This is a genomic window from Allokutzneria albata (assembly GCF_900103775.1).
Lineage (GTDB): Bacteria > Actinomycetota > Actinomycetes > Mycobacteriales > Pseudonocardiaceae > Allokutzneria > Allokutzneria albata.
Genome location: NZ_LT629701.1, coordinates 3,510,452 through 3,522,579, shown reverse-complemented (window position 1 = coordinate 3,522,579; position 12,128 = coordinate 3,510,452). Strand labels below are relative to the sequence as shown.

General features: G+C 71.2%; 14 protein-coding genes. 5 read left to right on the top strand and 9 right to left on the bottom strand.

From position 1 onward, the window contains the following. Positions 1–7 precede the first annotated feature (7 nt). Positions 8–640, bottom strand: a complete 633-nt coding sequence (locus BLT28_RS15990; protein WP_043812790.1) for a TetR/AcrR family transcriptional regulator — start codon at positions 638–640, stop codon at positions 8–10. 83 nt (positions 641–723) lie between these two features. Between BLT28_RS15990 and BLT28_RS15985 the strand changes: the two genes are divergently transcribed. Further along, entirely contained in the window at positions 724–1,740 is a 1,017-nt protein-coding gene (locus tag BLT28_RS15985; protein ID WP_030431420.1) for an NADP-dependent oxidoreductase, read from the top strand. A gap of 45 nt (positions 1,741–1,785) precedes the next feature. Here the strand turns inward: BLT28_RS15985 and BLT28_RS15980 are convergent, their stop codons facing one another. From BLT28_RS15980 to BLT28_RS15955, 7 genes are all read right to left on the bottom strand, one after another. Next, positions 1,786–3,018: an SAM-dependent methyltransferase gene (locus BLT28_RS15980; RefSeq protein WP_043812788.1), complete on the bottom strand. Its 1,233-nt coding sequence runs from the start codon at positions 3,016–3,018 to the stop codon at positions 1,786–1,788. Between the two features lie 91 nt (positions 3,019–3,109). Further along, on the bottom strand, positions 3,110–3,847 hold the full coding sequence (locus BLT28_RS15975) for an amino acid ABC transporter ATP-binding protein (protein WP_030431418.1): 738 nt from the start codon (positions 3,845–3,847) through the stop codon (positions 3,110–3,112). Continuing rightward, the gene (locus BLT28_RS42000) at positions 3,840–4,688 is read right to left on the bottom strand and encodes an amino acid ABC transporter permease (RefSeq protein ID WP_030431417.1); all 849 of its coding nucleotides are present in this window, start codon (positions 4,686–4,688) and stop codon (positions 3,840–3,842) included. Before BLT28_RS42000 ends, BLT28_RS15975 begins: the two co-directional genes overlap by 8 nt. Next, entirely contained in the window at positions 4,685–5,548 is an 864-nt protein-coding gene (locus BLT28_RS41995; protein ID WP_030431416.1) for an ABC transporter substrate-binding protein, read from the bottom strand. The genes BLT28_RS42000 and BLT28_RS41995 overlap by 4 nt, the downstream gene beginning before the upstream one ends. 129 nt (positions 5,549–5,677) lie before the next feature. After that, positions 5,678–6,868: a cation:proton antiporter gene (locus BLT28_RS15965; RefSeq protein WP_030431415.1), complete on the bottom strand. Its 1,191-nt coding sequence runs from the start codon at positions 6,866–6,868 to the stop codon at positions 5,678–5,680. Positions 6,869–6,878: 10 nt separating this feature from the next. Continuing rightward, a complete protein-coding gene (locus BLT28_RS15960; RefSeq protein WP_030431414.1) occupies positions 6,879–7,361 on the bottom strand; it encodes a cation:proton antiporter regulatory subunit in 483 nt (160 codons plus the stop codon). Positions 7,362–7,386: 25 nt separating this feature from the next. Further along, positions 7,387–7,908: a winged helix-turn-helix domain-containing protein gene (locus BLT28_RS15955; RefSeq protein WP_043812782.1), complete on the bottom strand. Its 522-nt coding sequence runs from the start codon at positions 7,906–7,908 to the stop codon at positions 7,387–7,389. Between the two features lie 73 nt (positions 7,909–7,981). Between BLT28_RS15955 and BLT28_RS15950 the strand changes: the two genes are divergently transcribed. The 4 genes from BLT28_RS15950 to der all read left to right on the top strand — a co-directional run bounded on the left by BLT28_RS15950 (position 7,982) and on the right by der (position 11,500). Beyond that, on the top strand, positions 7,982–8,629 hold the full coding sequence (locus tag BLT28_RS15950; protein WP_030431412.1) for an O-methyltransferase: 648 nt from the start codon (positions 7,982–7,984) through the stop codon (positions 8,627–8,629). Positions 8,630–8,709: 80 nt separating this feature from the next. Next, positions 8,710–9,384 (top strand): (d)CMP kinase, encoded by a 675-nt coding sequence (gene cmk / locus BLT28_RS15945; protein ID WP_030431411.1) that lies wholly within the window; start codon positions 8,710–8,712, stop codon positions 9,382–9,384. Beyond that, positions 9,381–10,097 (top strand): lysophospholipid acyltransferase family protein, encoded by a 717-nt coding sequence (locus BLT28_RS15940; RefSeq protein WP_081900531.1) that lies wholly within the window; start codon positions 9,381–9,383, stop codon positions 10,095–10,097. Before cmk ends, BLT28_RS15940 begins: the two co-directional genes overlap by 4 nt. Beyond that, a complete protein-coding gene (gene der, locus BLT28_RS15935; RefSeq protein WP_030431409.1) occupies positions 10,094–11,500 on the top strand; it encodes a ribosome biogenesis GTPase Der in 1,407 nt (468 codons plus the stop codon). Before BLT28_RS15940 ends, der begins: the two co-directional genes overlap by 4 nt. Before the next feature lie 193 nt (positions 11,501–11,693). On the opposite strand, the gene BLT28_RS15930 is transcribed toward der, so the two are convergent. After that, positions 11,694–12,119 (bottom strand): hypothetical protein, encoded by a 426-nt coding sequence (locus BLT28_RS15930; protein ID WP_156051256.1) that lies wholly within the window; start codon positions 12,117–12,119, stop codon positions 11,694–11,696. Positions 12,120–12,128: the final 9 nt, after the last annotated feature.

The window sequence follows — 12,128 nt, the reverse complement described above, 5'->3', positions numbered from 1 at the left end:
GGGGTGCTCACACCCAGTCGGACCACTCGGCGGGCAGGCCCGCGGTGGCCAGGCGGATCGCGGTGTCGACGGTGGCGCGCAGCTGGTCGGGATCGCAGTTCGCGCCCCGCCTGCACGCGGTCTCCACGCCGAGCCGCGCGCTGGTGAAGACGAGGCGGACCAGCAGGTGGCAGCGCATGTCCGTGCTCGCGTCGGTGTCCTGCCGCTCCGCGATGATCAGCGCGAGCCGGTCCTCGGTCGCGGCGGCGCGGCGCAGCGAGGCGGCCAGCAGGGTGGGGCTGCTGTCGATCAGCCGGTGGGTGGCGCTGAACCGCTGCGGCCCGCCCTCCTCGGCGTAGAGCCGGTCGAGCATCGCGGTGTGCGCGGCGCGCAGCGCGGCCAGCGGCGCCTCGCCGGCCGGACGGGTGGCGAGCGCGGTGATCGCGTCCTCGTCCATCGCGGAGAGCTGGCCGAGGGCCACCTCCTCCTTGCCGTCGAAGTAGCGGAAGAACGTGCGCGGCGAGATCTCCACCGCGGCGGAGATCTCCTCCACCCTGGTGGCGTCGTAACCCTTGGCGGAGAACAGCTCCAGGGCGGCGTCGGTCAGTGCCGCGCGGGTGCGCCGCTTCTTCCGCTCGCGCAGTCCCGGCTCGGTGGTCACCCCACGATTGTGCCACCTCGCGGACCCGAAGCTGTCATGGTATGTTTTTTGTCAGTCGATGACATATTTTTGAGGAGCGCGTGATGACCCTTCCGGCAGACGGTGTCGAGATCCGGCTGGCCTCCCGCCCCGAGGGCTGGCCCACCTCGGAGAACTTCACCATCACCAGGGCCGCGGTGCCCGCCGTCGGCGCAGGTCAGGTGCTGGTGCGCAACCTGGTGATGAGCGTGGACCCCTACATGCGCGGCCGGATGAACGACACGAAGTCCTACATCCCGCCGTTCGAGGTCGGCACGGCGCTCGAAGGCGGCGCGGTCGGCGAGGTCATCGCGTCGGAGTCACCCGATCTGGCGGTGGGCGACGTCGTGCTGCACGGCCTCGGCTGGCGGGAGTTCGCGGTCGTCGACGCCGGGAACGCGGTCAAGGTCGACCCAGGACTGGCTGGGGGCGCGTACGGTGTTTTCCTCGGCGTGCTGGGCATGCCGGGCCTGACCGCCTACGCGGGCCTGCTCAAGGCGGCGGACTTCCGCGAGGGCGACGTGGTGTTCGTCTCCGGGGCAGCGGGCGCGGTCGGCTCGCTGGTCGGCCAGATCGCCAAGCTGCGCGGCGCCGCGAAGGTGATCGGCTCGGCGGGCAGCGCGGAGAAGGTGGCGCACCTGAAGGACGACCTGGGCTTCGACGAGGCGTTCAACTACAAGGACGGCCCCGTGCTGGAGCAGCTGGAGAAGGCCGCGCCGGAGGGCATCGACGTCTACTTCGACAACGTGGCCGGCGAGCACCTGGAGGCCGCGCTCAGCGTCGCCAACCAGGGCGCGCGGTTCGCGCTGTGCGGCGCGATCTCCCAGTACAACGAGAAGAACGAGGTCGTCGCCCCGCGCAACCTGTTCAACGCGATCACCAAGGGCATGAACCTGCGCGGCTTCATCGTCGCCGAGTACGGCGACCTCAAGGAGCAGTTCTTCGCGGAGGTCGGCGGCTGGCTGGCCGAGGGCAAGCTCGTCGCGCGGGAGACCGTCGTCGAGGGCCTGGAGAACGCGCCGACCGCCTTCATCGACCTGATGCGGGGCGCCAACACCGGCAAGATGCTCGTCAAGATCTGACCCCCGGCGCGCCCGGCCGTTCCCCGTGACGGCCGGGCTTTCCGCCTACGCGGCCTTGGTGATCCCCAGCTGCCACACGTCGATGTAGCGGGCGCGGAACCCGGCCTCGCAGTAGGCGAGGTAGAACTCCCACATCCGCCGGAACGTGGAGTCGAAGCCGAGATCGGCGACCTGCTTCCAGCGCGCGGTGAACCGGTCCCGCCACTCGCGCAAGGTCTGCGCGTAGTGCGGGCCGAGCGACCGCTGTTCCACCAGCCGCAAACCGGTCCGCGCGAGGTTGTCCTCGATCGCGCGCAGCGAGGGCAGCAGCCCGCCGGGGAAGACGTACTTGTGGATCCACGTGTACGTCCGCCGCGTCGCGAGCATGCGATCGTGCGGCATCGTGATGGCCTGCAGGCCGATCCGCCCGCCCGGCACCAGCAGCCGGTCCAGCGCGCCGAAGTACGTCGGCCAGTACTCGCGGCCGACCGCCTCGATCATCTCGACGGAGACGATCGCGTCGTAGCGGCCCTCAGCGTGCCGGTAGTCGCGCAGCTGCACCCGGATCTTGTCGTTGACGCCCGCCGCGCTGATCCGCTGCTCCGCCAACGACTTCTGCTCAGCCGAGATGGTCAGCGAGGTCACCTCGGCGCCGCGCTGGGCCGCCCGGATCGCCAGCTCGCCCCAGCCGGTGCCGATCTCCAGCATGCGCGTGCCCCTGCGCACCCCCGCGTAGTCCAGGATGCCGTCGATCTTGCGGCGTTGCGCCTCGGCGAGGTCGGAGGAGGCCGGGGTGAACCACGCCGACGAGTACGTCATCGTCTCGTCGAGGAACGTGGCGAACAGGTCGTTGGACAGGTCGTAGTGCCGGTGGATGTTCTCCCGCGCGCCGTCGACGGTGTTGCGCTCCGCGGACGGCTGCGGCCGGTCCACCGCACGGCGGAAGGCTTGCAGGGGCTTGGGAACGAGCGTCGCCATCCGCCGCGCGAACGGGGTGAGCACGTCGGCGAGCCTGCTGCTGGTCCAGTCCCCGGCCATGTAGGACTCCCCGAAACCGATCTTGGAGTCCAGGCCGAGGCGGTGGAAGAAGGTCGCGGGCCGCAGGATCCGCATCACCGGCGAGTCCGGGCCACCCGCGCCGAGCAGCTGCCCGCCCGGCAGCCGCACCTGGATCGGCAGCGTCCGCACCGCGTGCCGGAACAGCCGCTCGGCGATGCCCGCCCGCAGCGGGTTGGGCGGGGGAGCGGCCAGCCCCGGCCAGCGGAGGATGTCGGGGCCCGGCGGCTGAATTGGAGTCAACGGAGCCTCCTCGCTGTACGAATGCCTCACGATAGGAAAGCCACGCTGCGATCCTGCACCCCCGAGCCCGATTCGGCACTTGTTGCGTTCGCTACAACCGTCCAGCCTGGATGATCCGCGAAAGAAACTGTTGCGTGCGAGGGTGTTCCGGGCTTTCCAGGATCTGGGACGGCGGACCGGACTCGATCAGCGCGCCGCCGTCGAGGAAGCACACCCGGTCGGCGACCTGCTTGGCGAAGCCCATCTCGTGCGTGGCCATCAGCAGGGTGGTCCCGCTCGCGGCCAGCTCGCGCACGAGCGTCAGCACCTCGCCGACCAGTTCCGGGTCCAGTGCGCTGGTGATCTCGTCCAGCAGCAACAGCTTCGGGTCGTAGGCCAGCGCACGCGCGATCGCCACCCGCTGCTGCTGGCCACCGGAGAGCCGGTCCGGATAGGCCGTCGCCTTCTCCGCGAGGCCGACCTTCGCCAGCAGCTCCATCGCGCGGTCGCGGGCCTGCTCCTCGGGCACCTTGTGCACGACCTTCGGCGCGAGCATCACGTTGTCGAGCACGTTCAGGTGCGGGAACAGGTTGAACGCCTGGAAGACGATGCCCATGCCGCGCCGCGCGTGGTCGGGGTTCGTGCGCGGGTCGGAGATGTCCACCCCGTCCAGCACGATCCGGCCGTCGTCGATCTCCTCCAGCAGGTTCACGCACTTGAGCAGCGTGGACTTGCCGGAACCGGAAGAACCGATGAGCACGACGACCTCGTGCTCGGCGACGTCGAGGTCGACGCCGTCGAGCACGAGGTGCGTGCCGTAGCGCTTCACCAGGTTGCGGACCTCAAGCACCGGGGCCTCCCGCGTTCTGCCGCCGCGCCGCGCGCCGGGACACCCAGTCCGCCAACCGGCTGGAGGGCACCGCGAGCACCACGAACAGCAGCCCCGCCACCACGTACGGGGTGAAGTTGTAGGAACTGGCCGACTCGATCTGCGCCGCCCGCACCGCGTCCACCGCGCCCAGCACGGAGATCAGCCCGCAGTCCTTCTGGAACGCGACGAAGTCGTTGAGCAGCGGCGGCAGCACGCGCCGGACCGCCTGCGGCAGCACGACGATCCGCATCGTCTGCGCGTGGGTCAGCCCGAGCGAGCGCGCCGAAGCCAGCTGCGAGGGGTGGACCGACTCGATGCCCGCCCGGAAGACCTCGGCGACGTAGGCGGAGTAGACGAGCACCAGCGCGATCGAGCCGAGCACGACCGGATCGTTGGGGATGCCGTTCAGCCGCAGTCCCGGAAGACCGAACCCGATCAGGTACAGGCAGATGATCAGCGGAAGCCCGCGGAACAGGTCGACGTAGGCGGTGGCCAGCGCCCGCAGCGGGAACCACACCGGCCCGCGCAGCGTGCGCACGGCGGCGACCGCCAGACCGATGACGAGGATCAGGATCCCGCACACGACGAGCACGCGGACGTTGAGCCACAAGCCGTCCAGCAACGCGGGCAACGACTTCTTCGCCGTCTCCCAGTCGAAGAAGGACGCCTGCACGCGTGGCCAGCCGGGCGCGTTGGTGATCGTCAACCACGCGGCGACCGCGAAGACCACAGTGGACGCCAGTGCGACCACTGTGGACCTTCGCGCGCGGGAACGCTTGTACGCCAAGCGCTCCAGTTGGAGTTGGCTGGGCGCGCTCACGTGAGCTTGGGCGCCTTGCCCGCTTCGGCCAGCCACTGCTGCTCGGTCTTGGCCAGGGTGCCGTCCGCGCGCAGCGCGTCGACGGCCGCCGACACGCAGCGCGTCAGCGAGCTGCCCTTGTCCAGCACGATGCCGAACTGCTCGACCTTGCCGCCGCCGGCCGGGAGCTGGCCGACGATCACCGCGTCCGGCAGCTCGGCCGAGGTGATGTAGAACGCGGTCGCCAGGTCGACCACGATCGCCTGCACCTGGTTGTTGCGCAGCGCCTGCTTGGCGTCGTCGTTGGTGTTGTAGACCGCCACCTGCTGCGTCGGCTGCACCTGCTTGGCCGCCGCGTCGTAGCTGGTGGTGCCGACCTGCGCGCCGAGCTTGAACTCCTTGAGCGCGGCGACCGTGGTGGCCTTCGCGGCCGGGGAGCTCTTGAAGGCGACGACGGCCTGGGTCACGTCGTAGTACGGGCTGGAGAAGTCGACCGCCTTGCGCCGGTCCTCGGTGATCGAGAACTCGTTGAGGTTGGCGTCGAAGGACTTCGGCCCCGGCTGGATGGCCGCGTTGAACGGCACCCGCACCCAGTCCACCTCGGCCTTGGCGTAGCCGAGCTTGCCCGCGACGGCGTAGGCGACCGCGGACTCGAACCCCTTGCCGTTGGCCGGGTCGTCGCCGGAGAACCACGGCTCGTACACCGGCTGGTCGGTGCCGAACGTGAACTTGCCCGGGGTCCTGGTCTTCATGGCGGTCTTGGCGCACTCGCCGACCCCGGGGGTGGCGGGGCCGGAGGCGGCGGGTGCCTGCTCCTCGACGGGAGCACACCCCGCCACCACGACGAGCACGGCGGCGAACAACGCAGTGACAGCACGCATGCCCGCATCTTCCCCCATCGCGGTCACCACGACCCACGATGCGGGACGCCGGGGCAGGGTTGCGCACTGAATGAGTCATTCGGTGCGTTCAAGTACCCCAATGACTCATTCAGTGCGCAAGCGCGGGCGTCAGGACTCGGCGCCGGCCAAGCGGCGCTGGCGCAGCGACCACGCCCACCGGGCCATGGGCTCGACCACGCGTGCGGCGACCGGGCCGAAGACCGCCATCAGGAGCACGTAGGCCGTCGCGAGCGGGGCGAGCCCCTGGTCCACCGCGCCGCTGGCGACGGCGAGGCCCGCGATGACGATGGAGAACTCCCCGCGCGCCACCAGCGCCGCGCCCGCGCGCAGCCTGCCGAGGCGGGCGATGCCCTGCAGCTTCGCGGCGAACCACCCGGTGAGCATCTTGGTGGCGGTGGTGACCAGGGCGAGCGCGATCGCCACACCGAGCACCGGCGGGATCGCCTTCGGATCGGTGTTGAGGCCGAACACCACGAAGAACACCGCGGCGAACAGGTCGCGCAGCGGTTCGAGGAGCCTGGTGGCGTTCTCCGCGGTGGAGCCGGAGATCGCGATGCCGAGCAGGAACGCGCCGACCGCGGCCGAGACCTGCAGCTGCGAGGCGACGCCCGCGACGAGCAGCGCGGCGCCGAGGACGCGGAGCAGGAACACCTCGGGCTCGGGGGAGTCCACCAGCGCCGAGACGAACCGGCCGAACCGCAGCGCGACCACGAGCACCACGGTGACGGTGACGAGCGCGATGCCGACGGTGGTCAGACCGCCGACGAAGCTCACCCCGGCCAGCAGCGCGGTCAGGATCGGCAGGTAGACGGCCATCGCGAGGTCCTCGAAGACCAGCACCGACAGGATGACCGGGGTCTCCCGGTTACCGAGCCGGCCCAGGTCGCCGAGCACCTTGGCGACGATGCCGGAGGACGAGATGTAGGTGACGCCCGCCATCACCAGCGCGCCGATCGGCCCCCAGCCCAGCATCAGCGCCACGACCGCGCCGGGCAGCGCGTTGAGCACCAGGTCGATCAGCCCGGCCGACCACGACCGGCGCAGGCCGGTGACCAGCTCGGCGGCCGAGTACTCCAGGCCCAGTAAGAGCAGCAGCAGGACGACGCCCAGCTCCGCGGAGAGCTCGGTGAAGCCCTCGATGCCGTCCAGCGGCAGCACGCCGCCGTGCCCGAAGGCCAGGCCGCCGACCAGGTACAGGGGAATGGGCGAGATCCCGATCTTCCACGCCAGCCTGCCGAGCAGGCCCAGCCCGAAGAAGACGGCGCCGAGTTCGATGAGGGACAGCGCGACGTTGTGCATGCGCGGCCCCTCAGCCTCTGTCGAGTCGCTCGGCGGCCTTGCCGATCCCGTCCGGGGTACCCACCACGACGAGCAGGTCACCACCGGCGAATCGGAAGTCCGGTGTGGGCGAGGGGTGGGCGGTCGCCGCGCGCATCACGGCGACGACGGACACGCCGGTGCGGGTGCGCAGCTCGGTGTCGCCCAGGGTGCGCCCGTCGAACGGGGAACCGGGGGCGATCGGCAGCTGGGCCGTGGAGATCCCGCTGACCTCGGCGTGCTGCCGCTCCAGGTGGTTGACCAGCTGCGGAGCGCCGAGCAGGTTCGCCAGCGTGCTGATCTCCTCCGGGCTCAGCGGTATCGACGCCACGCACGCGTCGGGGTCGTCGGTCTTGGAGACGATCAGGTCGTACCGGCCGTCCCGGTAGCTGACGATGCCGATCCGGCGTCCGGAACGGGTCTGGAAGTCCTGGCGGGTGCCGATCCCCGGAAGCGGCGTCACCTCGACATGCACATGGGCCACCCTAACAATTGCGCGTTCAACGATCTTCCGGCGGAAGCGCGGGGATGTCGGCCCGGTGCAGGCTCAGCAGCAGCGTGTACGCCTGCCCATCCGGATCGTCGGGCAGCGTGCCCTCCTCGGCCCACTCGCCGAGCCGCCTGGCCAGCTCGCCCGCGCGCTCCGGCGTGAGCCGCAGGTGCCGCAGCCGCGTCGCCGACGGCTCGCCCGGCAGCAGCTCGGACAAGGCGGTGCTGATCATCACGCGGGCACCCGCTCCCGGCTCGGCGTCGGCGCCGACCACCAGCCCGTCACCGGCCGGTTCGTAGTACTGCTCCGTCCCGCCGCGCACCCGCCGCGTGCCTGCCACGCGCACCAGACCCGCCTCCTGGAGCACGCCGACGTGGTAGCCGATCGTGCCCTTCGTCGGGCCGAGCGCCGCCGCCAGCTGGGCCAGCGTGGCCGGGCGTTGCCGCAGCATGATCACCATGCGGTGCCGGAGGGGGTGGCCGAGCGCCTTGAACTGCTCCGGCGAACTCAGCACCAGCGGTTTCCGCTCCACGGACCCGTACCTCGCATGTTGTGTGATCAAGCATCTAGGATAGTCGACACTTACCCTGCCCTGGAGGACGTCCGTGGAGATCCTTGCCCCTGCCGTCAGCGACTACCTGCTGGAGAACTGCACCCCCGCCGACGATCTGCTGCGCGAGCTGGCCGAGGAGACCAGGACCAAGCTGCCCGACGCCGCGCGGATGCAGATCTCGCACGACGAGGGCGAGTTCCTGACCATGCTGACCCGGCTGATCGGCGCGCGCCGCGTTGTCGAGGTCGGCGTCTTCACCGGCTACTCCTCGATCTGCATCGCGCGCGGCATGCCCGCGGACGGGCACCTGCTGGCCTGCGACGTCAGCGAGGAGTGGACCGCGATCGCGCGCGGCTACTGGGAGCGCGCCGGGCTCGCCGACCGGATCGAGCTGCGGATCGCGCCCGCGCTGGAGACGCTGCGCTCGCTGCCGGCCGATCCCGTGCTGGACATGGCCTTCGTCGACGCGGACAAGGTCGGCTACCCCGACTACTACGCCGAGCTGGTGCCGCGGCTGCGCCGGGGCGGGCTGATCGTGCTGGACAACGTCTTCCGCGGCGGCGGCGCGCTCGACCCGAACGCCACCGACGAGGGTGACATCGCGATGCGGCGGATGAACGAGATCGTCATGGCTGACGACCGGGTGGACTCCGTGATGCTGCCGGTGCGCGACGGCGTCACACTCGCCCGCAAGCGCTGACGTCGGACCCGCAGGGCAGAATCACGGCGACACCTTCACCGTGACTGTTCTAGGAGGGCATACCTGTGGGAGTCGTTGCGATGGACGGTCCCTCCGGTACGGGCAAGTCCACCGTCTCCAGGCGGCTGGCCACGGCCCTGGGTGCCCGCTACCTGGACACCGGAGCGATGTACCGCGCGGTGACGCTGGCCGTGCTGCGGGCGGGCATCGACCCGACCGATGCGGAGAAGGTGGCCGAGGTCGCCGAGCGCGCTCGGCTGGAGATCGGCACCTCGCCGACCTCGCCCACGGTGCGCCTGGACGGCGATGACGTCGCCGCCGAGATCCGGGGACCCGAGGTCACCACGGCCGTGTCCCCGGTCTCGGCGGTCGCGCGCGTGCGCGAGCTGCTGGTCGGCCAGCAGCAGGCGATCATCGCCGACGCGGCCGCCGCCGGGCAGGGCATCGTGGTGGAGGGGCGCGACATCGGCACCACGGTCGCCCCGGACGCGTCGCTGAAGGTCTACCTGACCGCGTCCGCCGAGGCCCGCGCCCGGCGCCGCACCGCGCAGGACGCGGCGTCCGGGCGAGTGTCCACTGTGGACGCTACCCTGGCCGACGTGCAGCGCAGGGACCGCTACGACTCCACCCGTGCCGTCTCGCCGCTGCGGCAGGCCGAGGACGCGGTCGTCGTCGACACCACCGAACTGGACATCGACGGGGTGCTGGCCCGGCTGCTGGAGCTGGCCGGGTCGCGCGGGCTGCGCACCGGATGAGCGCTGCGGGGATGGGCACTGCGGGGAAGAGCACCGAGGGGACCGGGCTGCCGGACGGGGCCTGGCCGAGGTTCCACGACGCGTGCCGCCGTCTCGGTGCCCTGGTGGTGCACGTAGTATTCAGGGTGCGGGTGCACCGCGGGGAGCTGATCCCCCGGACCGGCCCGCTGGTCCTGGTGTCCAACCACACCGCGTTCCTGGACGGCCCCGTGCTGTTCTGCGTCGTGCGGCGGCGTTCGGTCTTCCTGGTCAAACACGAGAACTACCGCGGCCTGCTGGGCCGGTTCCTGCGTCGCCTCGGTCAGCTGCCGGTGCGCCGCGGCACGCCGGACCGCACGCCGCTGCTCACCGCTGTGCGCCTGCTGCGCTCCGGTGGGGTGGTCGCCGTGTTCCCGGAGGGCACCAGGGGTACCGGAGAGGTCGCCCAGGCGCAGCACGGCGCCGCCTGGCTGGCCCGCTCCGGTGAGGCACTGGTGCTGCCGGTGGCCTGCCGGGGCATCCGGCGGCCGCCGGGCTCGCGCAGGCGCTTCCGCCCCAGGGTGGACGTGCTGGTCGGCGAGCCGTTCGCGGTGCCGATGGGCAAGGGTCGGGTGGTGCTCGCCGCCGCGACCGAACGGGTGCGCTCCGAGCTGTCCGGGCTCGTCACCGAGCTGGACCGGCTGCTGGCCGGCGAGCTGGGCGCACCGAAGAAGGCGAAAGGGGAACGGGCGTGACCGGGTTGGACGGCACGTGGACCGACGAGGCGGACTGGGCGGCGATCGACGCCGCGGCCGAGGCGGGAGCTGACACCGCCGCGGAGCCGCCGCAACCGGTGCTGGCCATCGTCGGCAGGCCGAACGTCGGCAAGTCCACCTTGGTGAACCGCATCCTCGGCCGCCGCGAGGCGGTGGTGCAGGACGTGCCCGGTGTGACCCGCGACCGGGTGTCCTACGACGCGCTGTGGAGCGGACGCCGCTTCACCGTCGTGGACACCGGTGGCTGGGAGCCGGACGCCAAGGGCCTGCAGGGCGCGGTGGCGCTCCAGGCGGAGTACGCGATGAAGACCGCCGACGCGATCCTCGTGGTCGTGGACGCGACGGTGGGCGCGACCAGCACCGACGAGGCCGTCGCGCGGGTGCTGCGGCGCTCGAAGCGGCCCGTGCTGCTGGTGGCGAACAAGGTCGACGACCAGCGGCTGATGTCCGAGGTGGCCTCGCTGTGGTCGCTCGGCCTCGGTGAGCCGTACGCGGTCAGCGCGCTGCACGGCCGCAGCTCCGGCGACCTGCTGGACAAGATCCTGGAGGTGCTGCCGGAGACCCCGCGCGAGGCGTTCGGCGCCGGGGGCGGCCCGCGCCGCGTCGCGCTGGTCGGCAAGCCCAACGTGGGCAAGTCCAGCCTGCTCAACAAGCTGGTCGGCGAGGAGCGCTCGGTCGTCCACGACGTCGCGGGCACCACGGTGGACCCGGTCGACTCGCTGGTGGAGCTGGACGGGCAGGTGTGGCGCTTCGTCGACACCGCCGGTCTGCGCCGCCGGGTCAACCACGCGCAGGGCGCGGAGTACTACGCCTCGCTGCGCACCCAGGCGGCCATCGAGTCCGCCGAGGTGGGCATCGTGCTGCTGGACGCCAGCCAGCCGATCTCCGAGCAGGACCAGCGGGTGATCGGGATGGTCGCCGAGTCCGGCCGGGCGCTGGTGGTGGCGTTCAACAAGTGGGACCTGGTCGACGAGGACCGCAGGCTCCAGCTGGCCAAGGAGATGGACCGCGACCTCGCCCGGATCCCGTGGGCCGAGCGGATCAACGTCTCCGCCCGCACCGGCCGCGCCGTCGCCAAGCTGGCGCCCGCGCTGCGCACCGCGCTGAACTCCTGGGACTACCGGGTGCCGACCGGCCAGCTGAACACCTGGCTGTCCGACCTGACCGCGGCCACCCCGCCGCCGGTGCGCTCCGGCAAGCAGCCGAAGATCCTCTTCGGAACCCAGGCCGGGACCCGGCCGCCGACGTTCGTGCTGTTCACCTCCGGCTTCCTGGAGGCGGGCTACCGCAGGTTCATCGAGCGCAAGCTGCGCGAGAGCTTCGGCTTCACCGGCAGCCCGATCCGCGTCTCGGTGCGGGTCCGCGAGAAGAAAAAGAAGTGACCTGAGCACTTCCGCCCCGGCCGGACCGGGACGCCGCTCCGGCGGCGTCCACGGCCCCGTCACTGGACGGCGCACCGCGGCCTGACCCGCGGCGGGGGTCTCCGGCTGCGCGGACACGTGCCGAACGCGCGCATCCGACAGCGGGTTGATCGTGGCGGATGGGATCGCGGTTGGTCGGCGAGGCCGACGGTGGTCACCTGCCGTTCGATTCGAGGACTTCTCGGATCATGGACGCGAGATCGGCAAGCCAGGCCGCCACGACCTGGTCGCACGCCTTCTCGCCCAACACCCAGGTCTCATCGTCGATAACGCAGCAGCTGTCGCCGACCAGCAACATCAGCTTGCCGGGCGAATGGGACTCAGCCAGCAGCATGTCGATGGCGACCGCATCCCGGCGCAGGGCCCCTGGGTTGACCTCGGCCCTCCAGGCCACACGCGTGCGCACCTCGTCGAGACCGTCGATATCGTCGAGGTAGAAGGCGACTGACAACGCGACCTGGTCGAACACCGATGGGCGTGGTTGGGTCAACCTGTCCAGCAGTGGCTCAGGAATCTGGTCGAGCCGATCGTTGGAGATCACGGCAAGGATTTGGTCCAACCGCTGGTCCGGGGCTTCCACGGGCACGAC

Bases quoted from the DNA above. Each gene is read 5' to 3' on its own strand.
- BLT28_RS15985 (WP_030431420.1), top strand. From the start codon at position 724: ATGACCCTTCCGGCAGACGGTGTCGAGATCCGGCTGGCCTCCCGCCCC.
- cmk (WP_030431411.1), top strand. From the start codon at position 8,710: ATGGACGGTCCCTCCGGTACGGGCAAGTCCACCGTCTCCAGGCGGCTG.
- BLT28_RS41995 (WP_030431416.1), bottom strand. From the start codon at position 5,548: ATGCGTGCTGTCACTGCGTTGTTCGCCGCCGTGCTCGTCGTGGTGGCG.
- BLT28_RS15940 (WP_081900531.1), top strand. From the start codon at position 9,381: ATGAGCGCTGCGGGGATGGGCACTGCGGGGAAGAGCACCGAGGGGACC.
- BLT28_RS15965 (WP_030431415.1), bottom strand. From the start codon at position 6,868: ATGCACAACGTCGCGCTGTCCCTCATCGAACTCGGCGCCGTCTTCTTC.